Source organism: Schaalia hyovaginalis (genome assembly GCF_014208035.1).
In the GTDB taxonomy this organism is placed as follows: domain Bacteria; phylum Actinomycetota; class Actinomycetes; order Actinomycetales; family Actinomycetaceae; genus Pauljensenia; species Pauljensenia hyovaginalis.
In genome coordinates, this window is record NZ_JACHMK010000001.1 from 1925100 (window position 1) to 1950701 (window position 25602).

The following is a 25602-nucleotide window of genomic DNA, read 5'->3' on the forward strand; positions in this document are numbered from 1 at the left end:
TGAGCCCGCCAACCCCACACACAAGACGCCAACCCCACACACAAGACGCCAACCCCACACACAAGACGCCAACCCCACACACAAGACGCCAACCCCACACACAAGACGCCAACCCCGCGCAAGGAGCACTGCGCCCCGTCGCCCACCTCGAGCGAGCTTTCCGACCCGATTCTTGGCCCCTCGGCATTCATTCCACCAGGCATGACAAAAGCCCCTGACCAGTTGTTTCGCCTGGTCAGGGGCTTTTCCTAGTAGCGGGGGCCAGATTTGAACTGACGACCTCCGGGTTCCTCGCGTTCATCGGTCTCGCGCTCACGTTCGTGCACCGTTTCGTAGCCGATGCGCCAGCGTTGCCGCTCTTGCCCGCCTTGCCATGCGTGCCAGCGTTGCCGGTCGTGACGTCCGGGCAGTCGGCCTGCGTGACGATCGCGCGCGAGTGTGGTGAGTATGAATACAACGCCTCATGTTCTTTCACTTCCGGTTCCTCCGACGTGGGCTGCGGCTCTCGAGCAGTGGGAGCTGACTCTGAGATCGGGTGGTCGCAGTGAGCGCACCATCGGCACTCGTGTACGGCATCTTCGGCATCTCGCACGCGCTCTCGAGGTCGACGATCCCATGGAAGTCACTGGGGATCTCCTGCTCGCCTGGTGCGGCAGCCGAGAGTGGGCGCCGGAGACTCGGCACTCCTACTACGTGTCGATCCGCAGCTTCTTCACCTGGTGGACGGCTGGTGTCGCCGAGGATCCGTCTCGCGTCTTGCCCCATGTGCGCCGGCCTCGAGGGGCGCCTCGGCCCGTGCCGACCAGTGTTCTCGAGGAGGCCCTGCGTCGCAGTTCGGGGCGCGATCGCCTCATCTTGTGCCTGGCGGCATTGTCCGGTCTCCGAGCTGGGGAGATCGCCCGGGTGTGTGCTGATGACCTTGTGGATGATCTCGGCGGGCGTTCGTTGGTGGTTCGTGGAAAGGGTGGGGTCGTTCGCCTCGTTCCCCTTTCCGCGTGGCTCGCTGCCGAGGTTGAGCGTGCGTGTGCGCGCGGCGGCGGATGGGCATTCCCCTCGAAGTACGGCGGCCATCTATCGCCTGCTCACGTCTCCAAGCTTGGAGCGACGGCCCTTCCGTCTCCGTGGACTCTTCACACATTGCGGCACCGATTCGCGACCACCGCCTATCGGGCTCAGCGCGACCTCCTCGCCGTCCAGCGCCTTCTTGGGCACGCCTCGGTCGAAACGACTCAACGCTATGCCGAGCCTCCTAACGATGCTCTTCGTCGGGCTGTGGAGGCCGCTGATCTCTTTGCTGTCGAACACTGAAAGGGTCTGAAATGCAATCGCTGATCGAAGCCCTTGATCGATGGGCCCACAAGCAAGCGGACTTCGCGGACTTCCCGATCTTCGCCCCTGATAGCGACTGCGGCGCGGTTGAACGCGCTGCCCTTGTCGACGAGCTCGACAAGATCATCAGCCTCACGCGCTTGATCTCCAGCGCATCAGTCATCGCCGTCAAAGCGAAGGAGCACCATTGATGACCATCATCGCCATCTCTAACCAGAAGGGCGGCGTCGGCAAGACCACGACCACCTTTCACCTAGCCCGCGCGGCCGCACGCTCAGGCGCGCGCGTCCTCGTCGTCGATATGGATCCGCAAGCGAACCTGTCGGCGGCGCTGGCTGCTGATGGCATCGTCGACGGCCAGGCAGGAGTTGCCGACGCCCTCTCCGCGCGCTCGCCACTCACACTTGCCAATGTCCTCGTGCCGACGGTCTGGGAGGGTGTGACCCTCGCACCATCGGGCGGCGATGCCCTCGCCGCCGTGCGCGACGAGCTCATCGGCGTTCAGGCTGGCCGTGAGCAGCGCCTCCGGCGTGCGATCGCCTCTGTCGGGCAGGTCTTCGATCTCGTCCTTGTCGACTGCCCGCCCTCCCTTGATCAGCTCTCTATCAACGCTCTGTCGGCCGCCGATGCGGTCCTCATCGTCACCCAAGCAAAGCTCTGGTCCTCCTCCGGGCTGGCTCACCTGCTCGAGACGATCAGCCAGGTCGGTGAGTACTACAACTCGGGATTGAAGGTGGCTGGCGTCCTCGTCAATCTCCATGAGGGGCAGACGGTCTCGGCGAGGCACTGGCTCGACGAGCTTGAGGCTGCGTGCGCGGCGCGAGGGCTGCCGCTGTTGCTGCCTGCCATCCCGCGCCGCGTCGTCATTGCCGACGCCGCCGAGGCTGCCCTAGGTCTTGACCAGTGGACACCTCCCCAGATGGATCTCCAGGACCTTTACGAGAGTCACCTGGAGGCCTTGCTCGCCAACGCTGGCACGCATGGCAAGGCGGGCAAGAGCGGCAACGCTGGCACGGAAGGAGAAGCGAAATGACTCGCATTGAACCGCGCAAGAGCGCGCTTTCCGCCTCGGTGGTCGCCCCGTCTGCCAGCAATGACGGCAAGAGTGGCAACGCTGGCAAGGGGGGCGTTGTTGATCGACCGATGACTCGAGACCAGGCGAAGCTCACCGTCCGCATCTCGGAGGATCTTCTCGAGGAAGCCCGGTCCGCCTTTTGGCAGACGGGCCCACAGACGGGCACGCGGTCCCTGTCTGCGTGGGTCGCCGATGCGATCGCAGCAAAGCTTGAGCGCGATCGAGCCGCTTTCAATGGCGGCCGCCGATTCGATCCGGTGCCTGCAGGCGAGATCCCGACGGGGCGCAGGAGCTAAGGACTCAGGACGCAGGTGGCCGACAGTGTGGTGTTGCTGTCGGCCACCCTGTCTGTTCAGGCCGTTGCAAGATAGGCGGCGACCGCCTTGCGGATGAGAGCAGACTTCGGAAGGTTCTCCTTCCGCGCTCGCTCCGTTAGCGCAGCATCCAGCTCATCGGTGGCTCGCGTCTTCCAGGTGTGTCGCGCGGTTGTTGCTTCTTCCATCCGGGGGCGCCCGGCCGTCATGAAGATGTCGGCGAGGTCAATCGGGCGGCCGTCGCCTTCGTAGATGCGGCGCACGGTCTTCAGCTCCCCACGCTCCGCCCGCGCGGCAAGAGCGTCGTAGTCGGTCATGTCCTTAGTCATCGTCGTCTCCGGTCCTTTCTCACACCAGGTCAGGGCGATCCATCGCATGGAAGATCACCACGGTCCGCCAAGGTTTCAAGGCGGCGAACACCTCGATCACCCGATCCGTCTGGGCGTGAGGATGCCCAACGAAGGCGAATGTCTTGTCTCCCGGCTCTCCGTCGATCTCGTCGACCGTGAGTGGGTGAGTCATCGTCCAGTACGCATCCGCCTTGCTGATGCCGTGCTTGGCGGCTGACTGCGTGAACTCAACTTCGTCTTCGTTGAACATACCTAAAGGGTACTACAAATAGGGGCCACAAACCGCGGGGCGTCAGGAAAGTCGCCGAATCGTTGAGGCTGAGCAGCTGAGGATCCGCGCGATCGTCGAGACGGACTGCCCCTGTGCACGCAGGGCGCGCGCATGGGCTGCCTGCTCGGGAGTCAGCACTCGGGGCCTGCCGATGTGGGCGCCGCGCGCCCGAGCGGCCGCCAGGCCCTCGCGTGTCCGGGCTCGGATGAGGGCTCGCTCGTACTCGGCGAAGGCGCCGGCCACCTGAAAGACCATGCGCCCAGCGGGGGTGGTCGTGTCGATCGCCTCTGTGAGGGAGCGGAACTCGATGCCTCTGGCGTGTAGCTCGTCGATGATCTGGACCAGCTCGACGAGGGAGCGGCCGAGGCGGTCGATTCTGACGACTACGAGGGTGTCACCTCGCCCAAGGGAGCGGAGACAGGCCTTCCATTCCGGCCGGCATGTCGTGGCTCCGGAGGCGCGCTCCACGTAGAGGACGGAGCAGCCGGCCTCCTCGAGGGCGGCGACCTGGCTGGCCTCGTCCTGGTCGTCCGTCGAGACCCTGACATAACCCGTGATGCTCATACCCAAACCGTAGGCGCGCCCCTTCTGCGCCTCCTGGTTTTGGCGGGGGGTTTTGACTCGGCGTGTCGGCCCCTCCACGCGCTTGTGCTGAGGGCACCGAAACCGATCGATTCTGACACCTCTGTGCGCACTGTCTCATCAGTGCCCTCGTCCTGTGTCCGTGAAGGCGGTGAGGAGGAATGCTCCGGCGATGAGACCGACGATGATTCTGAGGATGGTGAAGGCGGCGTCGATGAGGACGGTGATGATGCTCCAGGCGATGTGCGCCCACAGGCGCAGCGGCACGAGGGTCAGCGCAGTCCTCCAGGGTTCGTGGTGGCGGAAGTGGCTCCACAGGCCGGGGATGATCCATCCGGCGGCAATGAGGGCCCATGTCGTCGGCGTGATGGTGGCGAGGATCGCGAGGTCTCCCATGACTCACCTCCTGTGATGTCTTCTGTGTTTTCAGGGTAAGTGTGAGCATGGGCGTTTGTGTGCGTTCCCGTGGGGGTGAAGGGGCCCCAGCGGGTGCCGGGGCCCCTTCTGGTCGGGTCAGGACCAGGATCCGGGAATGGAGGATCGGGTGATGTTCCAGCTGGTGGCTTCGTCGTAGCCGGGCAGGTGCTGGATGACGTCGCTGGTGATGCGTTGGCAGATCGCGGCGGCGATCGAGGTCGGCCAGTCGCTCCAGTCGATCGTCTGGTAGGTGTAGCCGTTGATGGCTTTGAGGATCTCGACTTCGCTCCAGTCCACGCTGCGCGGCTGCGTGTACTGGTAGATGAACAGCGAGTCCTCGTTGTAGCGGTCGTTGACGGCTCGGGCGTTGGCGTCGAGGAGGTACTGGCCGAGGCGGCTCATCGAGGCTGGCGTCCGGGTGAAGATGATCGGCTGGACGGCGTCGAAGGCGTCGATGACGAGTTCGTTGCCGCCGTAGGTGTAGGCGGCCCAGACGAGGACGTTGATGTGTTCGGCGTCGACGATGTATGAGGACATGGCGGTCTCCTTAGATGCGATCGGCCGGAGGTGGTTCTCCGGGCCCCCTGTGTCGGGGGCGCTTCCCCGGTTGGGGCGTGGCGGCAGGGCAGTCAAGAGTGGAGTCGCAGCCCGCGCGGTGACGTTCATCAGGCACCTTGTGTGCCGGTCATCGCCCCGTAGGGGCGATGAGATGAACGTCAGGGCCAGCGGGCGAGAAGCACCTTGACGGCCCGACCCGAAGGGGCCGACACGCCCACACTGGGAAGCCCACGACACAGGGATACCCAACGAGCTCCGCCGGCCAAAGGCCGGCGGAGCGGACACGTCCGGCGACAGCATGAGGGGGCGGGAAGGAAGCGCCTTCCCGCCCCCTCACACTCCAACGCCACCATCTCCTGGCGGATCGTCCACGCGCGCCGTCGGTGACGCCGACGCCGCCTGCCCCCCTTCGGGGCGGCGCGGCCGTCACCAGGCGCGGGGTGGGCGAGACGACGACCGGCCCCCATCCTCCAGGTGTCGTCCCCACTGTGTGCAGCCGTAGAGCCGCCCACGAGCTCGCAGGCTGTGCACATTGGGGACGACACCACCCAACCCACAACGGAGCGGGTAGAATGGAGGGGTGGTCTCCTTAGAGGACACATAGGGCGGCGAAGGTGGTTCTTCGCCGCCCGCCCTCGTTTACGCGCTCGTCGTCGTGGTGAGGGCCTTGATGCGATCGGGGCGAAATCCGCTCCAGGCATCCTCGTCAGTGATGACGACGGGGGCCTGCTGGTAGCCGAGGCTCTTGATGTAGTCGAGGGCTTCGGCGTCCTCGGTGACGTCGATGCTCCGGTAATCGATGCCCTGCTTATCGAGGGTTCGCTTGGTCGCGTCGCACTGGGGGCAGCGGGGCTTGGTGTAGACGGTGATGCACATGGCGGTCTCCTTAGATGCGATCGGCCGGAGGTGGTTCTCCGGGCCCCCTGTGTCGGGGGCGCTTCCCCGGTTGGGGCGTGGCGGCAGGGCAGTCAAGAGTGGAGTCGCAGCCCGCGCGGTGACGTTCATCAGGCACCTTGTGTGCCGGTCATCGCCCCGTAGGGGCGATGAGATGAACGTCAGGGCCAGCGGGCGAGAAGCACCTTGACGGCCCGACCCGAAGGGGCCGACACGCCCACACTGGGAAGCCCACGACACAGGGATACCCAACGAGCTCCGCCGGCCAAAGGCCGGCGGAGCGGACACGTCCGGCGACAGCATGAGGGGGCGGGAAGGAAGCGCCTTCCCGCCCCCTCACACTCCAACGCCACCATCTCCTGGCGGATCGTCCACGCGCGCCGTCGGTGACGCCGACGCCGCCTGCCCCCCTTCGGGGCGGCGCGGCCGTCACCAGGCGCGGGGTGGGCGAGACGACGACCGGCCCCCATCCTCCAGGTGTCGTCCCCACTGTGTGCAGCCGTAGAGCCGCCCACGAGCTCGCAGGCTGTGCACATTGGGGACGACACCACCCAACCCACAACGGAGCGGGGGGTTAGTCGAGATCGGGCGGGGGCGCCGGCCACGCCGCCGGCGCGTCGACGTCATGCACCTGGCGCTCGTTGAAGTTCGTTGTTGCATGCGTCTGAGGCCGCTCGCGCACAGCCGGTTGTTGTACCTGGGTGCGTTGCGGCGCCGGCAGCGTAGTCGTCGGCGCCGGCGCGGTGATGTGAATCCGCTGGATCCGGGTGTCGGCGCGCCCCTCGTTGAGGGTGCCTGCGGGCACCTTGACGAGCAGGTACGCGCCCCCCTGGGGCAGGCTCTTGATCTGGTTAGGGTGGAGGATGAACTCCTCGACTTCTCGGAGGGATCCGACACCGCTGGCGGCGTGCACTCCCCCGAGCAGGTCCCAATCGTCTTGGACCTGAACGGTCTCTTTCCACGCTGCCCGCGACCCAATGTCGGAAGCGATCCCTTCGGCGACTTCCCCTCGCGTCTGACGCAGGATGAGCCAGACATTCGCGTTGGTGCGCACGGCGGCCGCGAACTGTGGGGAGACTGCCTCCAGGTCACCATCGAGGTCTTGGGTGACGAGAATGACGGCGCCTCCAGCGGAGCGGACCCGAGCATAGAGGTCAGCGACTCTGGGTGTGCCCAGTGCACCGAACTCGTCGAGGAGGATCGGGCACATCCGATCAGCGCCCCATCCGGTGGCGGCGAGTCGCGCGAAGGTCGCGATCAGGTCTTGGATGGCGAGGCGCCCGATGGTGCGAGCGGTCTCAGGCGAGCCTGCGGCGTCGAGGCTGAAGCACACGATGTCACCGCTACGGATGGCGTCGTCGAGGGTCATGCCGCCGGCGGCGAGGACGCGTCCTGCTGCGGTGTCGGTAATGATCGCCAGGCGGTCGCGCACGTCTCCCACGTCCTTCTCGTTTCCGTTGGCTTCAACGTCTGCGAGGTAGCGGGAAACGCGTGCCGCATTCTCGGCGGAGAGCTGGGGGCTGTTCGCACGCAAGTCGTCAAGCGACATGAGGTCGACGAGATCCGGCAGGCTGACCTCCCACGCGCGGCCAGCGCCGCTCTTGCGGGCGCGGGTCGCGGCCAGGTCGGTCAGGGCGTGTGCTGCGACCTGCAGGAGACGCCTGGAAAGCGTCGCATAGTGCAGGTTCGCTGAATCGTCGTCTGCGAAGGTGACTTCGTAGACGGCATCGGCGAGTTCATCGCCGTCCAGTCGGCCGGCCGGATTATACCGGCTCGTCGAGGTCGATGCCTTCGTCGTGATGACATGGCACCGTCGGCCGCTTTCTTTCGCGATCGCTTGGAGGTAGGTGCGAAGTCCGGGGTCGGCCTTCATGTCGATGACGACGAGGGGCAGGCGCAGACGACGGGCGGCTGGGGCTGCGGTGAATCCGTAGGCGATGCGCTCGAGCGCTTGGGTCTTTCCTACTCCGGTAGGCCCAATGACGATGCCGTGGGTGCGCAGCTCGTCGGCTCGAATGGAGACGGGGGAAGCGGAGTGTGCGTCGATGCCGATCGGGATCTCCAGGTCGCCCACCCTGGCAACCGGGGTCTGCGTGGAGATCGCGCGCATCTGCTTCGTCTTGGCCGTCGCGATGGCGCGGGCGCCCGCCTCGGTTGCCGGCGTGGATTCTCGTCTCCTCCAGTGGGCGGTGTAGCGGTCACGGACCATGAGGTAGGCGCCCGCGATGATCAGAGCAACGCCCACGGAGAAGGGGGCTTGCGCGAGTGCCCAGTCCATCAGGTGCGGCCGCAAGATCTCCAGTGGGGACGCGTGGGAGCGTACCCCGTCGACGAGCGCGGCGCCGACCTGGCGCCACGCGCCGACGTAGGCGCGTCCACTGCCCATGAGGAGCCCGACCACAGTGGTGGCGAGCCCGCAGACGAGGACCATCCATCCCCTAACGCGTCCACGGCCAAGCCAGCGGACCCCCACGACGACGACCAGGGCGACGCTGGCAGCGATGAGGTGCGTGATCGCCAACATGAGGGCCAGCATGCGCCAGACCTGCTGCCCCTGGGTGGGTGGCGCCTGGTCGCCCTTCATTCGCAGCTTCGGACTTGCCGCGCTCATCACTCGACTCCTTCCACAACATCACAGAGCCGGCGAACCGCGATCGGCCGGCCAAGCCCTCGGGACTCCAGAATGCGATTCGCCTCGCTCGCGCACTCCGTGACGACCGTGCTCGAGCTTGGCGTCGTGAAATACACGCCGATCCGATAGTTCGGCGAGTACCCGTATCCGAGCATGAGATGCACTAGCCGCATCCTGTTCTTCGACGAATACTCAACCTCCCATCCAGTGAACTGCCCTTGAGAGCCAGAGACAAGATCGGGCCACGCAATTCCCTGCTTTCCTGAAAGGCGCGTGATAGGAATTGCATAGGGATTCTTGGTCGGCTCAGCTTCAACCACTCGGGCGTCCCGCTCAGTCACGAGGGAAGCAATATCACCGCGCTTTGACAGAACACGCCACAGTTCCAGGACTGCAAGATCGTGATGATACTCAGCGAGCTTGACGCCACCTCCACTGCCTTCAGCGCCAATGAGCGATGATCCACTTTCCGTGAGGAAATGCGCCCACACGCCACCGAACGCTTGCACGCGCTCAACGAGACCATTATCTCGGAGCTTTTTCAAGCATCGCGATGTCCACGCTTGCGCAGTTTTTTCACTCTGAGTCGGAAAGCACTCAGCCTCAATCACGCGAGTTGGAGCAAACCGAAACTTTCCAAGAAAACGCAATATCCTCAGATCCGAATCGTTCAGCCCCGCCATCTCACTCTCCTTCATCACACTCGATTAGCACCCAACAGTTACCTTCAGCACCGTTTCAGCACCACACCACACATCACCCAACCTGACTTTTTCTCTTCACCATCCCGCACCCACTCTTAGGCCCGCCCACCACCGAGACCCCCCTCGTTCTGCGCGCAGTCGTTGAAGGAGGGGGGTCTCGGTGGTGGGCGGGCCGTTTCCCTTGGAACTGTGCGGGATGGTGATACATGTGGGTATGTAGTCCTCTATGTATTGGGTTATGTAGTGTGGTGTGGTGCGCAGCCGGGCCGCTCAGTCGCCTGCTTCCCCTTGACCTGACTGTGCATCCGGATGCGTCGGATAGATTTCCGATTCGGCCGCGTAAGTGGCGACGATGGCGCCGCTGATGAGTTCGGAGTAGGTGCGGCCGTACTTGTATTTCATTTCATGGAGGAGTTCCCATACGGGGATTTCCAGTTGGGAGTAGACAGGACGTGTGACGATTCCTTTGGAGTCGAGGTAGCGTTTGCGTGAGTACTGCACGAGCTGGTCCTTTCTAGTGCCAGTGGGTTCTGAACGTCATGTATTGGTCGCGTCCCCAGATCGGTTCGACATTGATTCCTTGCGCTTCGTTATCTGCGGAGACCATTTGCCCGTTTCCGAGATATATTGCCGTGTGATAGAAGTGGACTCCGCCGTTTGAGCTCCAGAAAATGAGGTCTCCAGGCTGCGCTTCCGCTTCTGTAATGTGTCGTCCAGTTCGGGCTTGTTGATCGGCGGTTCTGGGAAGGTCTATCCCACGCATTTTTGCGTAGGTAAGGGTCAGGCCGGAGCAGTCGTAGTGAGCGGGTCCTGCTGCACCAAAAACGTAGCGGTGGGAGTCGTCATTGGCGATTCCGATTGCCCAATTCAATGCTTCTTTTGCCTCTCCAGTTGGCGAGGAGATGAGGGTTGTCCCTTGGTAGCGGGACATCGCAGACAGAATGTTCGGAACGTAGGTGTTTGTTTCGCCGTTGTCTGGGATTCCTCCGGCTGCGAGGACTGCTCCAAGCCCCGCGTTATATGCAGCCAAAGAGAGTTGAAGCGGGTTCCCTTGGAGGCGACCTGATTCAAGGTGAGAGGTCACCATCCCGAGGAGTGCACACATGTATGTGCCTTGGGAAAGGATCGAATCGTGAGGATTGGTAATGTCGGCTTTTCCGTCACCGTCCCCGTCAGTGCCGTACTGGGCCCACGTGGTGGGCATGAATTGGGCGAGCCCTTGGGCGCCGGCGTGGGAGACGGCATCAGTTCGCCATCCGGACTCGACCTCGATTTGAGCTGCGATCACAGCGGGTGTGATGGTCGGACACAGGCTGCCGGCCCTCAGCACGTCGGCCCGGTATTCGGCCGGCACTTCCTCGGAGATGCCAGCAGCGTTTGCTGCGCTGGCTGTTTTGCCGGCGAAGGCGAGGAAGGGGATCACCGTGATCGCACCGACGAGTGCGAGGACTCCGGCGCTGGCGATCGCGGCTTTGACGGTGATGATCCTCCAGGCCGTTCGCCCCATTGCTCCTAGGGGACTACTCATTGCCGACTTCCTCCCATCGGGTGATCCGCCATCCAACGCCTGGGACGACTTCGACGCCCGCATTCACACTGCGCTCGACGCGGTTCCCCTCCTCGTCTTCGAAGACGAGGGCGAGCGTCCCCGCCCATTGGGTAGGGGTCTGCGGGTTCGCATCCTCAACCGTGACGGCGACGTCGACCACCCGCATCATGGGGGCGAGCATCGTGTCCTGGAGCTCGGGACTATTCGTTAGTTCAACCGCCCACGCGGTCGTTGCCAGCCCCTGGATCTTCTGGACGACCTGCGTCCACTCCTCACCGTCGGCACGGTCGTAGAAGACGTGAGCGTAGTCGTCAACGACCCGATGGGCTCCGTCGAAGAGGCCGTCCACAGCGGGCGTCGACTCGGCCCCAACCGGAGGCTCTTCCTCTTTCTCGCCTCCAGAAGTGTCCACGGAATAGGGAGCAAGCGAAGGAGCAGGAGTCGGGGTCGATTGCGAGCCTGAAGACTCAGCGTCAACCGGCGCCGTGACGGGAGCCGGGGATTGATTAGCACTTCTGCTCGTTGCTCGCCACACTCCCACCCCGATCAGGACAAGAACGAGGATGAGTCCGAGAATCCGTGTCCACGGGACGATCCTGTCGGGCTGTGCGGGTCTCTTGACGACCGGGGCCGGCAGGGGGCCGCTGAGGAGGCCTTCCCATTTGTCGCTCACATCGGTCTCCTCCGCCTGGGCGGGTTAGCACGCAGGTGAGCAGAGCCCAAGGATCGCCTACCGTTGGACCGATGTCTCGACGCTTGGGCCGAAGGCCTAACAGGGGCACGTCGACCCCTCCTAATCGCGGGAGTCTCTTCAACCGCCGCGTGACGAGGCCCACGCCTCTCCTGTGTCGTGCGCTCAACGACGAGGGGAGCTTCAGGCGAGTGTGCGCGTACCCGACTATGGCGCCTCGGGGAAGCGGAACGAGGTGATCCTGCGTAGGATGAGCGCTCCTCACTGACATACCCGGGATGACCAGTAGTGCCCGGAGACTGGCGCCCATAGACAGCAGTGACGCGTTGAGGACCTGGCCGACGTCGGTTAGACACCGTCGAAGTCCGCTGGGGCCGATGGTCTCCAGAGGGCCCATTGGGTGACGGGCGTCCATCGGTTTCAGAGCCACCAGGCGTGTCCTGACCATTCGATGTATTCCGGTCATCGCGGCGCCGGGAGGCTCTGCGACGTCCGCTCCGTCCGAATCCGCTGATGAAGCTCTTTGTCATCATGGCGAGGCCGACCGCGCCGCCGATCGTGCGCCCCACGCCGGTGGAGGAGGCACCGAAGATCGCGCGGATGTGTCCGATCGCTGCGAAGGCAGCGATGATGGCGACGAGGGCGATGAGGACCGCCGACATCCAGCCCAAGCGTGTACTCAACAAGATCGCGACATTTGTGACCGCCAGTGCTGCGGCCAAAATGAGGAGGCTGAGGAATGCCATTGCGACGAATCCGACGAGGAGGGAGAACCATCGATTCGCCCATCCCCGAGGTGCCCCAGGGATCGCCCACATGGCTGAGAAGAAGCCGCCGAGGATCAACATGATGAGGGCTGAGATGATGTTGGCGACGACGATCAGGTCGAGGGCGATGATGACTAGGCAGAACACGGTTGCCATGAGGAGCGACATGGTGGCCACCCCGAGCCTATAGGCGCCGTTGTGTCCGGAGACGATCGTGTAGGCGGATGATTTGTCACCTCCGATGGAGTTCCTGATCGTCTGGGTGATGTAGGTTCCGCGTTCGGCTTCGGTCCTGGCCAACAGTTCGGATCCCCACTGCTGGCAGGCGGATTGAGTGCCGAACTCGGCCAGGCACCAGGGTGTCACGACGAAGGTGCGCCAGATGGAATCTCCCATGACGCGCATGCCCGTCGTTTGCGCATCGTCTGTGAAGGTCGGGGTGGGCCCCTCGAAGGGGTTCGTGGTCGTAGCGGGCGCCAAAGCGACGGCCTGACTGGCGCTTGCAACGCCGGCCTGGTGGACGGTTCGCATCGCTCCCAACCACGCGTCAGGATGGGCGGCCAGGGACAGTGCGACGACGCCTGACAAGCCAACGAGGAATGCTTGGTTGATCGCCTCGCCAGTGTTTCCTCGCATCTTGATGAGGATGGTGAGTGCGCCGACGGCGAGGGCCGACGGTAAGAGCCAGCCGGCGAACGCAGTTCCGGCGGCGCCCACGCTGCTCGACAAGGCCGGGCTGAATTCTGCGAATCCATCGAAGGATTGAATCTGCCAGGTCAGCGTGATCGCCGCGTTGGCAAGCGTCCTCGTCGAAGTGAAGATCGTGTTGGCGAAGGTGTTGAGGTTGTAGTCGACGATCCCGAAGTCGAGCAGACCGCCGTCAACGAAATCAAAGGTGTACACGGACTCGGGGTATTGCTCATACAGAGTCGGAGCCTGTCCTTGCTTCAAGTCCGGAGTTGAGAACAGGGAACCCATGCCCGAGGGCGTGTAGGCATCGTCCTCGGTGTCATCAGCCACGGCGGGAGAAGCCGCGAGGAAGACGCCCACGAAAGCAACGAGGAGCCCGAGGAACAGCCTGTTCGTCAGTATTGGCCGGTCGCGACGCGCTTCCATCGTCCCTCCTCCCATTCGAACTCCTCATGCCAGGTTTGGAAATGGCCCGGGTAGAGGTGCTGCTGAACGTCGACGTCCACGCTTGCATGGTCGTCGACGATCTGAATGTTGGAGATGCGGATGATCTCGTCGCGCGCGGCCCCTGAATCGTCATAGGGATGCTCGCAGATCGTCACCAAGGAACGCGAAGCCTCGGTGATGTAGTCAGCGCAGTACTTTTCCCAGGTTTCTTTCAAGACCGGCCCGTTGCGGACCATGTCATAGGTCTCTCGAACCGCGACCTCGACCCCTTCGGGGGTTTTGTCGGCGGCGGTGGGCTCGTGAGCACACCCGGCCAGGCAGGCAGCGATCGCTAATCCGGCGGCGGCAAACAGTGCAGAGAACTTACGCGACATGGTTGTTCCTTTCACTCGTCGGCGAGGTGTCGAGGGCGGCAAGGACCTGATCGTTCGGGACGGCGACCTGGATGGCCGCCAGCCGGCCTCGATGTCTCATGAGACAGTGTCCATGCCACACGTCCCCGCTTAACGGGTCGACGGAGACCTGTTCGATCTCTTGCCGCATCCGTTCACTCGGCTCGACCCCGAGGATCTTCGCGACCGCATCCTGCTGCGTGGCCGTTGACTGGCTGAAGGCATAAGCCGTGGAGATCTGCTCCATGATCCCGTCATGAGCGGAGATCGACGCCGGATCCTGCGAATCAATGACGAGCGTGAGTCCCAGGGCCCGAGCCAGGCGCGCTGTCAGACTCAAGAACGCGGCACCTTCTCTGGTGGCCGTGAGCATATGAGCTTCTGGGACCGCGACGAGCTTGCGCATCCCCCGAAGCTCCGGACGCCGGGATACGTTGGTGATCCACGCGAGGGCACCGCGAATCACGGCGGCGCTCACACGTTCGGGAACCGTCCAATCCGCCGGCGCGGTCTTCGCATCGGGAAGATCCAGCTTGGGGAACTGGAGCAGGTGGATCCCCGAAGTCGCCGACAGAGTCACGCCCGTCGGCGCTCCGACAATCATGCGGCCCACGGCCGACCCCTGGAAAGTCCGAAGCTCACGGGCAATCCGTTGAGCGATCTCGTCGCTGCTCGCGGCGAGCTGGTCGATCAACCGCGCTGACGATCGCGGCTCGCCAGATTCGATGAGAGTCGAGATCTGTTCCATGAGGACAGGATGCGCGGCCACGCGCAGGCTGTCGGAGATGAGGAGCATGAGCTGAGAGTGAGCATGAATGAGGGCGTCCTCGGGGTCCATGACCGCCAGGAGGTCGCACGCACCCGCATGCTCGGCACTCATCTCAACCCTGTCTGCGGGAATCCCATGAGTCTTCGCGGCCGTGACAATCCCGCCGGAGGCGTTGTTCAGATCGCCCTTGAGATCAAGAACAGGCACCCACGCACCTTCGGCTCCAGCATCCAAGGAAAGGAGCTGAACGAGGGTTGTCTTGCCTCGCCCGCTTCGCCCGAGCACGGCCACCGTGGTCGTATCGCCCCTCAGGGCAGCCTCGGTCGCGTGGTGGCGAACGATCGCCGGCGTTGACCCGGTGGTGTAGCCGATCACCGGCCCCTCATCGTCGCCGACGAGGGAGCCGCCCCAAAATCCGGACCCGAAGAAGGCCACCGAGTCCATGATGTGGTTGTACGCGTCGAGACGAACCTCGTCTCCGACGAGCGTGGATGCCCAGGCTTCGGCCTGCGTGTCCGAGCAAACCTCGACGGTGATGCCCCTCTCGGCGTAAGCCTCGATGACAGCGTCGACACTCGAATGCAGGTCATCGAGGCTGTCTTCACTCACCGTGAGAATCGGCCACGCCTCAACGAGGCCGACCTTGCCACGTTGTAGGTCTCGTTTGAGCTCGATCATTTCGATTTCTGAGTCAGAGATCGTCTGATCGGGCTCACCGGTTGCGCTCCGGCTCGCTTCGAGACGTTGTTCTTTCGCGGATTGACGGACCTTGTCGACAGTCTTGACGGCTGAGGCCTGGCTGCGGAAGCGGAAGCGCACGGACGCCTCCGGCCACACGCTCTCCTCAAAGGCGCTCTCGTACCGAGGTGGCTTGACGATCTGCGACAGGGCCAAGAGCCACTGGCCATTCCCGCCGGGAGCCGTGTCCATGTCCTCAGGGAACTGTGTGATCGCCAATACCGCTGTGTAGGCGACCTCCTGACCAGCATCGTCGTAGAAGCGGATGTGATCGCGCAGGGGCACAGCACGCCCCCGAGTCAGCCGTGCCAGGCTGGCCCCGTGGATTAGGCCCTCCATCGGCGCCGATCCGCTAGTGCGGAATGAATCCCGGGCAATCAGCCAGGACAATGTCTCGACGGGGGTCGGGCGTGCTTTCCATACGCCGCCGGCCAGGCTGCCGGCAAGGGCTCGCATCCTCTCGTCGAGGAAGCGCAGTTCCTTGACGGGGATCGAATGGCGATCTCCCCTTCCCCAGTCGAGGGCGTTGTTGATCGCCCTGATGATCCTCGCATCCGAACGGTCTTCAATCTCGATGCCAAGGAAGACGTGTCGTTCAGGCTGTTCCCATGAGTCGATTGAGTCTGCACGAGCTTGTGCCCACGTCATCGCCTCGGGGATCGTGAAGGCGCCGGCGGATTCGAAGTATTCGCCCGCTTCGATCTTGCCCCAGACGATCTTCAACTGGCAGTCCCGATTGGCAAGAGTCCTCCTCGCAGAGGCAATGACCTTCAGGAGCTCAGCGTCCAGGTCTGTTTCTGCGGCCATTTCATTCGAGCTCGTCGACAGGCTCATCCATGCCGTCGCTCGCTCATCGGTAACCACCAGGCCGTCTGCGATGACGCGGTAGCTGGGGAGTGGCTTCGACATTCCAGAGGTCACGCCGACGATACGACGAATCTTCTCAAACACTCCTTCTCCTTTCCTTCGCGGTTCGCACCTGCTGCATCGCGTCAAAGCCGATCAGTGTCGCAGCAAAGGTGAAGTCGAGGGCTGCTGCTTTTGGAAAGCTGATCGTCTCGTGACTCCGCGGTTCCCAGACGACCTCGTCTTTGGTGAACCACTCCCGCACTTTCGACAGATCGAAGCGGCGCTGAAGGCTGAGGTATTCGCCCCGCCTCGTCGTGATCGCTCCATTGATGATCGGCCGATGCCCAACGAGGGCATAGCGTCCCCACAGAATCCAGGTCGTCAGTTTCTTGCGCCTCTCCCGGTTCGAGTCGGGCTGAAACCCGAGGTAGAAGACCACGATCGGCAAGGTCAGGTAGACCATGATTGTCTGCTGGGTCGGAAGCCCGAACAGAAGAGTCAAAGCGCCAAACCAGGCTGCGGTACCCACGGATCCGAGGAACAACAGGTCCCTGTCGACGCCGTCGCCGAGGTCGAGCCCGAGGATGCTGTGTTGTTTCGTCTGGAACTCCAGACTTCGGGTAAAGACGCGCCCATCCATTGTGTTCAGGCTCCGAAGAACTGGCCGATGATCCATTTCAAGAACGTGATCGTCTGGGCGTTCGCCCACACGAACGAGCCGACGACGACAGCTGCCGCTACCAGGCCTGCCATCGCACCCCACGCCTTTTGCGCGAAGTACTGAATCGCGTTGTAGACGAGAACGATGATGAGAATGTTTCCTGCGATCGTGAGGACCCAGTCGACGATCGGCTGGCCGGTGTAGGACATGATGGTTTCTCCTTGCTTAGTAGGACAGTGATGAGACTTGCCAGCGGCTCGCTTCGCCGCCGGAGACTTGGGTGAGGGTGAGGGTGTAGGTCGCGGCGAGCTTCGCCCCGCCAATCGACCAGGTCACCTGGGCGTGGCCGCTCCGTGTCGGCCCTGAGCCTTCGAAGGCCTTCCATGAGTCGACCGTGATGCTCCCCAGACCTGCGGGAGGTGCATCAACCGCAGAGCCCGGAGCTGTCAGGGCTGAGACATCCCCTTCAGCCCAAGCCTTGAAGAAGGCATCGATATCAGTCTTCGTGGCAGCCGTCAGCTCCGCGTCCATATCGGGCATTGCCGGCGCCAAGACCTCAACAGGCTCAGGCAAGCCCACGATCGTGGGGGCCCCTGCAACCGAAGCCCCGGCCGGCGAGACCATCACCGGGACGAGCACCCCCACCCACGGCCCCTCGACGCCGTCGGCGTCGACCCTGGCGGCAACGAGGACATCGACGTTGCTCGCATCCTTGACCGTCGTCTTCACGGCGTGCACCCTGGCCGCATCGATCGTGAAGCTCCCCTTGCCATCCCACAAGCTGTCAGGCGTTGCCCACACGGTTTCAAGACGCGCCTCGCGGGCCTTGGGATCATCGAGGGTGAGGAACGCGACTGTCGCCTCCTCGGCGACCGCTGCTGCGCCGGCCACATCCACCCCTACCGTCTCAGGAATGGAGAAGGACTGAGGGCCAGCAACCACGGCCCGAGGGTGTGTGATCGACCAGAGATTCACACCAAGCAAGCCCACGACCCCGACGGCGACGATCGCCCGGAAGGCGCGCTGAGCACGCGACGGCCCCAAAGGTTCCCAAACCTGCTCATCACCCTCCTGACCGGCCTCCAGGGTCGCCGACGCCTTCTTCGCACTCTTTCCGAACGGCCACACAAACCGCTTCGAGCCCACAGGCTCCCCCACGCTCCCATCGGGCGACAAGACAGGAGCCGGCACTGGCGGGTACGGAGGAGGAAACTCCCCATTTCCGAACGGCCACACAAACCGCTTCGAGCCCACAGGCTCCCCCACGCTCCCATCGGGCGACAAGACAGGAGCCGGCACTGGCGGGTACGGAGGAGGAAACTCCCCATTTCCGAACGTCTGACGAGGACTCATAGCCCCAGCTCCGCATCAGCGTCCACGGTCCCCAAGCCCGGAAGCTCCTCCGCCGGCGCCGCAGGGGCAGGGGCCTCTACGTGTTCCTTCGCCTCGACGGTGCGCCTTTGGCGCGTCGCATCTGCTCCGACGTTGAGGATTGTTACTGTCGTCCGACTGTGCTTGACACCGTCATCGCTCACCCACGACGACGAGGTGAACTCGCCGACGACGATCACAGCCTGTCCTTTCTTCCAGGCCGCGTCCCGGATCCTGTCCGCCCGGTTTCCCCAGCCGAAGCAATCCCAAAACGTCGGGGCTTTCTCTTGAAGGTTCCCCTTCTTGTCCCGATACGCCTCGTTGACCGCCAGACGCAGGCGCACCGATGTCACACCTCGATCCGTCTTCGAGAAGGTCGGGTCCTCCGTCAGATTCCCGATGAACGTGTGCAGCATGGGTACTCCTTCCAGAAACCAAATAGTTGGATTCGGTTTCGCTCAGTGATGGATGTGAAACAGTGGGCAGAAGGCACCTATGCGCCAGAGGTGAGCCGCCTCTCTGCGATACGAACGACCTCGATATGCGAGGCGTCCGGATGTTCGGCGCGCACAGCAGCGCACGCCGCAGCGAACACGGGGTCCTCGGGCTCATCCACGGGGCGCAAGCGAGCCCGCTGAACGCTTTCAGCCGCTGATCGCAGACGTTCCGGAGCCAACGCCGGATCGACGTTGACCTCCAGGCGCTTAGCGACCAGGGCCGCCAAACGGTGGACCGTCGGCGGAAGCGGAGAATCCATCGCCGCCCGGATCTGACGGGGAGTCCACCCCGCCTGAACACGCTCAACGAGCAGATCCACCACGCGCCGGGCCCCAACAGCGTCCAACGCCTGCATCGTCTCGGGCAAGCACTCCACGATCAGCCTCGCCGTCTCCTCCCCCAGGGAGTCGGCCGCCTCGGCGGCCACTCCCCCAGCGTCGCCGGCACTCCTGACCGGACCCGACCTCGCGCCCACGCCCGACTCTCCTTCGAGGTCGGGATAGGTCAGGTCTGGGGGTTCTCTATGGGGGTTAGGTTCCTCTATATGCAACCGGTCGCCCGTGACCGGTTGGCACCGGTCGCCCGTGACCGGTTGGCACCGGTCGTCTGCGACCGGTTGGCTCTCCAACCGGTCTTTGCGACCGGTTGGCTCTGGCCTGCGCATTTCCAAGTTATCCACAGGCTCCCCCTGGGGGGCGGCACCCCAACCGGTCTTTGCGACCGGTTGGCTCTGACCAGGAGAAACACGCTCAGGCTCGGCACCAACATGAACCAGGTAGAGATTCGATCTCCGGCCCCGTGAAGTCGCCCGTGACTCCCACGAAATCAGACCGAGATCCCTCAACACGACGAGCTGACGGCGGACCGCCCGCTCTTGAAGCCTCGACTTGCGCCCGATCTCCGCCTGCGACGGCCACGCAATGCCCTCATCGTTGGCAGCATCAGCGAGAGCGAGTAAGACCAAGGTCGCCGACTGATCCAACTCAGTCAGTCCCCACGCCCACGTCATCGCCTGAATACTCACAACCGATCAGCCCCTCACACGCCCAAGACCAGGAAGAGGACGGTCAGAGGACTCAGTCGTGGGAACGAGCAAAGCTTCGATATCGGCACGACGAAAACGGACTCGACCAGACGGGAGCTTCACACACTCCATGAGCCCCTCTCGCGCCCATCTCCAAAGAGCGTTCTGCGAGAATCCCGCTTCGGGATACTGCTCGACGACTTGCCGAGCAGTCAGCAACTCAACGTTGTGTTTGAAGTCTGACGTTTCATTCACACCATCACTATGCAACACTTCATAAGCATTTACAAGCGACACTTGTAACGTTGAGTTTCATCCGTTACGCTAGTTGCATGATGTTCCGCTCGATGGATCCGGGTTCAGAATCGCTTCATGGGTTCGATGCTGCGATTGGGGTGACCGTTCAGCAGCACTTGTTCACTCTTGGGATCACACGAGCCCAGCTTGGGGAACTGCTTGGCGTTCCTGGCCAGAGCGTATCCAATCGGCTACGGGGAAAGGTTCGCTGGACAGCGGGTGACCTCGCGATCGCTGCCGCAACCTTTGGCGTCGCTGTTGAGAATCTGTATCCAACACGCGAAGGGACTTCCTGGATCCCGGCTCCCTACGTTCCCGGACGTGCGAAAGACCCGGCCCCTGTCGGGACCGGGTCTTCACGAGTGGTAGCGGGGACAGGATTTGAACCTGCGACCTCCGGGTTATGAGCCCGGCGAGCTACCGAACTGCTCCACCCCGCGTCGGTGATACCTACAGTAGCCCTCACGGCCTGGACCTTCAAACCGAGAGCGGTGAGCTTCCTAACAAGAGGAAGCTCACCGCCCCGGATCAAGTGCGCAGCTCACCGTGCACGCACGGCGGCTCCGGCTTTCACGACCGCCGAAAAAGCTATCGCACTACTGCGATTGAGCCGAATCGGCACCGGTCGAGGACCCGGCCCCGCCCTCGTCCGCACCAGCAGCACCTCCGGCACCGGCAGCCCCGTCGATCTGGCTCTGAGCCTCGACCGCCGCGGCGATCGCCGCATCGAGGGCATCCTGGGCCTTGCCGTAAGCGGCCCAGTCGCCCCCGCTCAAAGCGGTCTGCGAGTCCTGCAAGGCCTTCGAAGCGGCCGACAGCGCCTGAGAGAGCTTCTGCTGCGCGCTCAGCGTCACGGGTGCCTCGCCCTCGGCGCCCTGATCGGCCCCGCCGCCCTGATCGGCGCCCGCGACCGTCGCCGCGGAGTCGCCGCCGAAGGTCTGGTCGAGGGATTCGGCCAGGGTCGGCGCGAAACCGACCTGGTTGCCGAAGGCCGTCAGAACCGAGCGCAGCACCGGATAAGAGGCCGAACCCGTGCCCTGGACGTACACGGGCTGCACGTAAAGCAGACCGCCTCCCACGGGCAGCGTGAGGAGATTGCCGCGAATGACCTTCGAATCCGCCTGGTTCAACAGGTTGAGCTGACGGGCGATGGTCTCGTTCGAGTCGTAAGCGTTCTGAACCTGCCCCGGACCGGGAACCGTCGTCGACGAGGGCAGGGCCAGCAGACGCAGCTTGCCGTACCCCTCGCGGATCTTGCCCGGCTCATTGCCCGTCTCGGAATCGACCGCGAGGAAGCCCGCCATCGCCTCCCGCTTGGACTCGCCGCCGGGGACGAAGACCGAGGTGAGCGAGAACTCGGCGGTCTCCTGTCCCGGCATCTGCATCGTGAGGTAGTAGGGCGGCTGGGTCGCCGACGGCGCCACCGCGCCCTCGGGCGAGGACGAGACGGCGGTCGAGGTCTCCTCGGCCAGGCGCCAGCGGTCGCCGCCCGCGTAGAAGTCCGAGGCGTTCTTCACGTGGTAGCTCGTGAGCAGTTCGCGCTGAACCTTGAACATGTCCTCCGGATAGCGCATGTGGCTCATGAGGTCGCCCGAGATCTGCGACAGGGGCTCGACGCGATCCGGGTAGATCTTCATCCAGGTCTGAAGGATCGGATCCTCCTGGTCCCACTGGAACAGGCGGACCGAACCGTCATAGGCGTCCACGATGGCCTTGACGGAGTTGCGCATGTAGTTGATCGTCTCAGCGCGCACGTACTGGCTCATGGTGTCCGACTGCGAGTCGATCGTCGTCTGCGCGAGCGATTCGTGCTGCGAATACGGGTAGTCGTCCGTCGTCGTGTAGCCGTCGACCACCCACACGAGGCGCTTGGGCGTCGAGGGGTCCCCGTCAACGTCGACGACCGCCGGGTACGCCTCCTGCTCGAGCGTGAGGAAGGGGGCGACCTTCGCGACACGGGCCAGCGGGTCGCGGACGTACAGGATCTGCGAAGCCGAATTCGTCTGCGAGGAGAAGAAGATGTCCGTCGAGGCGAACTTGATCGAATAGAGGAGCTTGTTCCAGAGATTGCCGACGCTCGGACCGCCATCGCCGGTGAAGGTAGTGGCGACCTGACCGCCCTTGGCGTTGTCATCCGGGTAATCGAGCTCCTGCGGGTCCGCGCCCTCGGGGGCGCCCACGATCGAGTACTGCGGGGCGTTCGGCGAGAAGTAGACCCGCTCCTCATAGTCGCCCATCTCACCGCGGGAGGGCACGGACTGCTCCCAGTAGGAGGGCAGGCCGTCGGAGGTGAGCGTATTGCCGTAAGCGGCGACGACGCCGAAGCCGTGGGTGTAGACGGTGTGCATGTTCACCCAGGTGCGCTGCTCGGCCGACAGGCCCGCGAGGTTCATCTCGCGCACGGCGATGACGGTGTCGCGGCGCTCATCGCCCACGGTGTAGCGGTCGACCTTCATGCCCGAGTCGAAGCCGTAATAGGGCCTCGACTGCTGGAGCTGCTGGACGGTCTTCGTGATGACCTGCGGGTCGAGCAGGCGGATCTGCGAGGTCGACTCCGAGTCCTCTCGCAGCTGGCCCGGCTGCGCGGTCGTCGCCGCATCGTAGTTCGTGTACTCGAGGCCCTCGAGCCCGTAGGCCTTCAGGGTCGCATCGATGTTGTGCTGAATGTAGGGGGATTCCAGTTCACGCTCGTTCGGGGTGACCCGGAACTGCTGAATGAGCGCCGGATACATCCCGCCGACGACCAGGGCCGACACGACGGTCACGGAGACGCCGATGACCGGAAGGCGCCAGGTCCCCTTGAACGCCGCGATGAGGAAGAGGACGGCGACGAGCACCGAGATCACCGCGAGAATCGAATGCGCCGGCAGGGTCGCCTTGATGTCGGCGTACATGGCGCCGTCCACGTTGGAGCCGCGCTTGGTGAGCAGCCCGTAGCGGCCCAGCCAGTAATTAGCGCCGAACAGCAGGGAGGCCACCGCGGCGAGGATCCCGGTGATGTGGCGCGCGGGCCTGGAGGCGTGCGGCCTGGGGAACAGGCGGATCGTCCCGTACAGGTAGGACACGACGATCGCCGCCGCGAGGGCGAAGAGTGTCGTCTTCATGAGGAAGGAGACGAGGAGGTCGAGGGCGGGCAGCGTGAACACGAAGAAGGAGACGTCAAGGCCGAACTGCGGATCCGTCGTCCCGAAGGGCGTGCGGTTCACGAACTGGAGGACGGTCTGCCACTCCCCCGCCAGCTTCGCACCCGAGGTCACGCCCAGGAGCAGCGCGAGGCCCCAGAAGACGACCCGGCGGAGCGGCTCGAGGGACTCCTGGTACTGGCGGAGATTCGCCGAGGCCTCACCGCGCGTCGAGGCGGCCCTGTGCCGGTAGACGAAGTTCAGGGTGAGCAGGATCGCCGAGGCCATGACGAGGAATCCCACGAGGAACAGGCCCGCGAATGCGAACCACTGGGTGAGCAGCACGCGCGTCGAGTTCATCTGCTTGAACCACAGGATCTCCGTCCACACGCTCGAAGCGGCGTAGATGAGGCCGACGATCGCGAGGAGGACGAGGATCGTCAACGAACCCGGTCCAATGCGAGGACGGTCGGCTTCTTCACCTCCCTTCTTCGGCGGTCGCGGAAAGGATCCTGACATGGGGAAGGCGCTCACAGCCTCACTCCTTGACATCGACGGAAGTGCCCCCATCCTACCCGGCGGCGACCGGATCGCCCGCTGGAGGCCGCCGCCCGGAACTGCGCGTGAGACGATAGGGGCCATGACCATCGAGAACTCCGCGATGCCGACATCGCGCCAGATCGCCCTCGCCAATGTCGTCGTCGATATCGAGCGCACAGCGGCCCGAGCCGGATGGGACCACGCCCCGTCGCTGTACGCGCTCGTGCCGACCGCAGGACTGCTCGACCAGCCGGGACTGCCCGAGGACGTCGCCGCGCAGATCCGCGCCGGATGGGACGGCACCGCCGATCACCTGTCCGCGATCGTCCAGGAGGACCTCGCCGAAGACGAGCTCGAGGAGGTGCTCGGCCACCTCGGATGGCCCGAGCAGGTCGTGGGCGCGGCCCTCACCGTCGAGCGCGTCATCGTCCCGCCCGAGGTCGAGGCTCAGGCTCCCGAGGACCCCGAAGAGGCTCTCGCCTTCATCACGAACCACCCGCAGCGCTCGGATGTGCGCCTCGCCGTCGGCGCGCTGCGCACCGGCGAGTCCTGGTGCGCCCTGCGCACGCGCGCGTTCGATGCCGATGACAAGGTCGGGCAGGGATCGCGCCTGGTCCCCAACCTCGTCGAGGCGCTCCTGGTCTCCTTGGAGCCCGAGCAGCGGGACTGAACCGGCCCACCGCCTCGAAGGCCCCGCTTCACTTCCCGAGGGCGGAAGCGCAGGTCGGAAGGGACTCGCCGTCTCCTGCGGCGATCGTCTTCACCGCCGACACCGCCTCGTCGAGCGTTGAAACGGCCACCACCTGCAATCCGGGCAGCTCGTTGCCCACGACTTCGCCGCAGTTCGAGGCCGGGGCGAGGAAGAAGGCGGCGCCGTCGCGCTTCGCACCGTTCATCTTCTGCACGATGCCGCCGATCGCCCCGACTTCGCCGTCGTAGCTCATCGTGCCCGTGCCCGCGATCGAACGACCGCCCATGAGGTCGCCCGGCGTGAGTCGATCGATGATCCCGAGGGCGAACATCATGCCCGCCGAGGGGCCTCCCACCTCACCGAGATTGAAGGCGATCTGAAGCGGGAGGTCGACGTCGACGTCCAGGTAGACGCCCAGGCGGGAGCCCCGGGCCCCCTCCCCTCCGGACACGGTCGTGATCTTCGCCGACATCGGCTCCCCGTCCCGCTCCGTGTTCACGGTGAGGACCGAGCCGACCGGGGTGGCCTTCACGAGGTCGAAGACCGTTGCGGCCCGGTCGATCGGGTGCTCGACGCCCTGGGCGTCGGTCACCGAGACCAGGACGTCGCCGTCCTCGACCTTCCCCTCCGCGTCAGAGCCCGCGGTCGCACCGCGGATCGTCACCTTCGCGGGGACCTCCCACCCGAGGTGCGTCAGGGCAGCCGCCTCCGCAGTCGACTGGGAGGAGCGCATCAACACGGACTGCGCCGCATCCACCTGCTCCTTCGTCGCGCTATCGGGATAGGCCTGGGAATAGGGGATGATCTTTGCCGTCGAATCGAAGTAGGCGGAGATGAGCTGCACCAGATTCAGGCGGCGCCCGGGCCCTCCGGACTCCGAGACGGTCACCATCCGCAGTTCGCCCGCGCCCGTTCCGGCCTCATGCGCAGCTTCGGCCTCGATCTGCCCGCCCGTCTTCGGGTCCGTCCCCGAGACCTCGATGAGCGCCGTCCCCCGGTACTGGCCCGCCACGTCGAAGGTGGGGCCGGGGGATTCGACGACGTAGGGCATCGGCACGATGAACAGCACCAGGGCGACGACGAGGGCCAGGGCCAGGAGGCCGATCCGCCCGGCGCCGAATCCGAAGGGCCCGCGTCGGCCGAGGGGCCCGGCAAGGGCAGCGCCGCCTCCCGGAGCGCGCCCGTTCCAGCGCCCCTCCCGCTCGTCTCCGCCATGTCGACTGCGCGCCCCGCCCTCGTCGCCCCGGGGGTCTTGAAGGCCGTTCACCGCATGCTCCTCTTCTTTCACCCTGGCATTGTCGCCCGCGGCGGCCGCCGCGTCGCGCCGCGCACGCGTTTCCAGGAAAGTCCCCTTCAGTTCTCGGCGCGCGCACAGCTTTC

General features: G+C 64.4%; 26 protein-coding genes, 1 tRNA gene and 1 pseudogene. 5 read left to right on the plus strand and 23 right to left on the minus strand.

All coding sequences use genetic code 11. The features are described from left to right. Positions 1–615: 615 nt before the first annotated feature. From HD592_RS12660 to HD592_RS08465, 4 genes are read left to right on the plus strand one after another with little or no spacing between them, the layout of a single operon-like run. Positions 616–1308 (plus strand): tyrosine-type recombinase/integrase, encoded by a 693-nt coding sequence (locus HD592_RS12660; protein ID WP_407826451.1) that lies wholly within the window; start codon positions 616–618, stop codon positions 1306–1308. Between the two features lie 11 nt (positions 1309–1319). After that, positions 1320–1520, plus strand: coding sequence for a hypothetical protein (locus HD592_RS08455; protein ID WP_184453310.1), 201 nt, complete (start codon positions 1320–1322; stop codon positions 1518–1520). Next, positions 1520–2362 carry a ParA family protein gene (locus tag HD592_RS08460; RefSeq protein ID WP_184453312.1) on the plus strand — a complete coding sequence of 281 codons (843 nt, stop codon included), beginning with the start codon at positions 1520–1522 and terminating at the stop codon, positions 2360–2362. The genes HD592_RS08455 and HD592_RS08460 overlap by 1 nt, the downstream gene beginning before the upstream one ends. Continuing rightward, complete coding sequence (locus HD592_RS08465) at positions 2359–2700, plus strand: hypothetical protein (protein WP_184453314.1); 342 nt, start codon at positions 2359–2361, stop codon at positions 2698–2700. Before HD592_RS08460 ends, HD592_RS08465 begins: the two co-directional genes overlap by 4 nt. Positions 2701–2756: 56 nt before the next feature. Here HD592_RS08465 and HD592_RS08470 read toward each other — a convergent pair whose 3' ends face one another. From HD592_RS08470 to HD592_RS08570, 22 genes and pseudogenes are all read right to left on the minus strand, one after another. Beyond that, complete coding sequence (locus tag HD592_RS08470; RefSeq protein WP_184453316.1) at positions 2757–3035, minus strand: ribbon-helix-helix domain-containing protein; 279 nt, start codon at positions 3033–3035, stop codon at positions 2757–2759. Between the two features lie 31 nt (positions 3036–3066). Beyond that, complete coding sequence (locus HD592_RS08475) at positions 3067–3318, minus strand: hypothetical protein (RefSeq protein WP_184453318.1); 252 nt, start codon at positions 3316–3318, stop codon at positions 3067–3069. A gap of 42 nt (positions 3319–3360) precedes the next feature. Beyond that, positions 3361–3903, minus strand: coding sequence for a recombinase family protein (locus HD592_RS08480; protein ID WP_184453320.1), 543 nt, complete (start codon positions 3901–3903; stop codon positions 3361–3363). 138 nt (positions 3904–4041) lie between these two features. Continuing rightward, positions 4042–4317 carry a hypothetical protein gene (locus HD592_RS08485; RefSeq protein ID WP_184453322.1) on the minus strand — a complete coding sequence of 92 codons (276 nt, stop codon included), beginning with the start codon at positions 4315–4317 and terminating at the stop codon, positions 4042–4044. Positions 4318–4434: 117 nt separating this feature from the next. Continuing rightward, positions 4435–4875 carry a hypothetical protein gene (locus HD592_RS08490; protein WP_184453324.1) on the minus strand — a complete coding sequence of 147 codons (441 nt, stop codon included), beginning with the start codon at positions 4873–4875 and terminating at the stop codon, positions 4435–4437. Between the two features lie 660 nt (positions 4876–5535). Then, a complete protein-coding gene (nrdH, locus tag HD592_RS08495; RefSeq protein ID WP_184453326.1) occupies positions 5536–5772 on the minus strand; it encodes a glutaredoxin-like protein NrdH in 237 nt (78 codons plus the stop codon). A 592-nt stretch (positions 5773–6364) separates the two neighbouring features. After that, a complete protein-coding gene (locus tag HD592_RS08500) occupies positions 6365–8401 on the minus strand; it encodes a type IV secretory system conjugative DNA transfer family protein (protein WP_184453328.1) in 2037 nt (678 codons plus the stop codon). Continuing rightward, the gene (locus HD592_RS08505) at positions 8401–9105 is read right to left on the minus strand and encodes a replication-relaxation family protein (RefSeq protein WP_184453329.1); all 705 of its coding nucleotides are present in this window, start codon (positions 9103–9105) and stop codon (positions 8401–8403) included. Before HD592_RS08505 ends, HD592_RS08500 begins: the two co-directional genes overlap by 1 nt. Positions 9106–9396: 291 nt before the next feature. After that, positions 9397–9627: a hypothetical protein gene (locus tag HD592_RS08510; protein ID WP_184453331.1), complete on the minus strand. Its 231-nt coding sequence runs from the start codon at positions 9625–9627 to the stop codon at positions 9397–9399. A gap of 13 nt (positions 9628–9640) precedes the next feature. Further along, a complete protein-coding gene (locus HD592_RS08515; protein WP_221437861.1) occupies positions 9641–10633 on the minus strand; it encodes a C40 family peptidase in 993 nt (330 codons plus the stop codon). A 13-nt stretch (positions 10634–10646) separates the two neighbouring features. Continuing rightward, the gene (locus tag HD592_RS08520; protein WP_184453335.1) at positions 10647–11024 is read right to left on the minus strand and encodes a hypothetical protein; all 378 of its coding nucleotides are present in this window, start codon (positions 11022–11024) and stop codon (positions 10647–10649) included. 320 nt (positions 11025–11344) lie between these two features. After that, positions 11345–13249 (minus strand): hypothetical protein, encoded by a 1905-nt coding sequence (locus HD592_RS08525; protein ID WP_184453337.1) that lies wholly within the window; start codon positions 13247–13249, stop codon positions 11345–11347. Continuing rightward, positions 13219–13644: a hypothetical protein gene (locus HD592_RS08530; protein WP_184453339.1), complete on the minus strand. Its 426-nt coding sequence runs from the start codon at positions 13642–13644 to the stop codon at positions 13219–13221. Before HD592_RS08530 ends, HD592_RS08525 begins: the two co-directional genes overlap by 31 nt. Further along, a complete protein-coding gene (locus tag HD592_RS08535) occupies positions 13634–15625 on the minus strand; it encodes an ATP-binding protein (RefSeq protein WP_184453341.1) in 1992 nt (663 codons plus the stop codon). The genes HD592_RS08530 and HD592_RS08535 overlap by 11 nt, the downstream gene beginning before the upstream one ends. Positions 15626–16112: 487 nt before the next feature. Next, entirely contained in the window at positions 16113–16658 is a 546-nt protein-coding gene (locus tag HD592_RS08540) for a hypothetical protein (protein WP_184453343.1), read from the minus strand. Positions 16659–16663: 5 nt separating this feature from the next. Further along, positions 16664–16888 (minus strand): hypothetical protein, encoded by a 225-nt coding sequence (locus tag HD592_RS08545; protein ID WP_184453350.1) that lies wholly within the window; start codon positions 16886–16888, stop codon positions 16664–16666. 16 nt (positions 16889–16904) lie between these two features. Further along, positions 16905–17825 (minus strand): conjugal transfer protein, encoded by a 921-nt coding sequence (locus HD592_RS08550; protein WP_184453352.1) that lies wholly within the window; start codon positions 17823–17825, stop codon positions 16905–16907. Positions 17826–18028: 203 nt separating this feature from the next. Continuing rightward, a complete protein-coding gene (locus HD592_RS08555) occupies positions 18029–18466 on the minus strand; it encodes a single-stranded DNA-binding protein (protein ID WP_184453354.1) in 438 nt (145 codons plus the stop codon). 77 nt (positions 18467–18543) lie between these two features. Further along, on the minus strand, positions 18544–19023 hold the full coding sequence (locus tag HD592_RS12210; protein WP_246430008.1) for a hypothetical protein: 480 nt from the start codon (positions 19021–19023) through the stop codon (positions 18544–18546). A 360-nt stretch (positions 19024–19383) separates the two neighbouring features. After that, positions 19384–19557, minus strand: a pseudogene (locus HD592_RS12665) (helix-turn-helix domain-containing protein); the annotation flags it as partial. Between the two features lie 675 nt (positions 19558–20232). Beyond that, positions 20233–20309 (minus strand) — tRNA-Met (locus HD592_RS08565). A gap of 156 nt (positions 20310–20465) precedes the next feature. Beyond that, complete coding sequence (locus HD592_RS08570; protein WP_184454590.1) at positions 20466–23510, minus strand: UPF0182 family membrane protein; 3045 nt, start codon at positions 23508–23510, stop codon at positions 20466–20468. A 121-nt stretch (positions 23511–23631) separates the two neighbouring features. Here HD592_RS08570 and HD592_RS08575 point away from each other — a divergent pair, with 121 nt between their 5' ends. Further along, positions 23632–24201, plus strand: a complete 570-nt coding sequence (locus tag HD592_RS08575) for a PPA1309 family protein (RefSeq protein ID WP_184453358.1) — start codon at positions 23632–23634, stop codon at positions 24199–24201. A 28-nt stretch (positions 24202–24229) separates the two neighbouring features. On the opposite strand, the gene HD592_RS08580 is transcribed toward HD592_RS08575, so the two are convergent. Continuing rightward, complete coding sequence (locus tag HD592_RS08580) at positions 24230–25510, minus strand: YlbL family protein (RefSeq protein ID WP_343058778.1); 1281 nt, start codon at positions 25508–25510, stop codon at positions 24230–24232. Between the last annotated feature and the right edge of the window lie 92 nt (positions 25511–25602).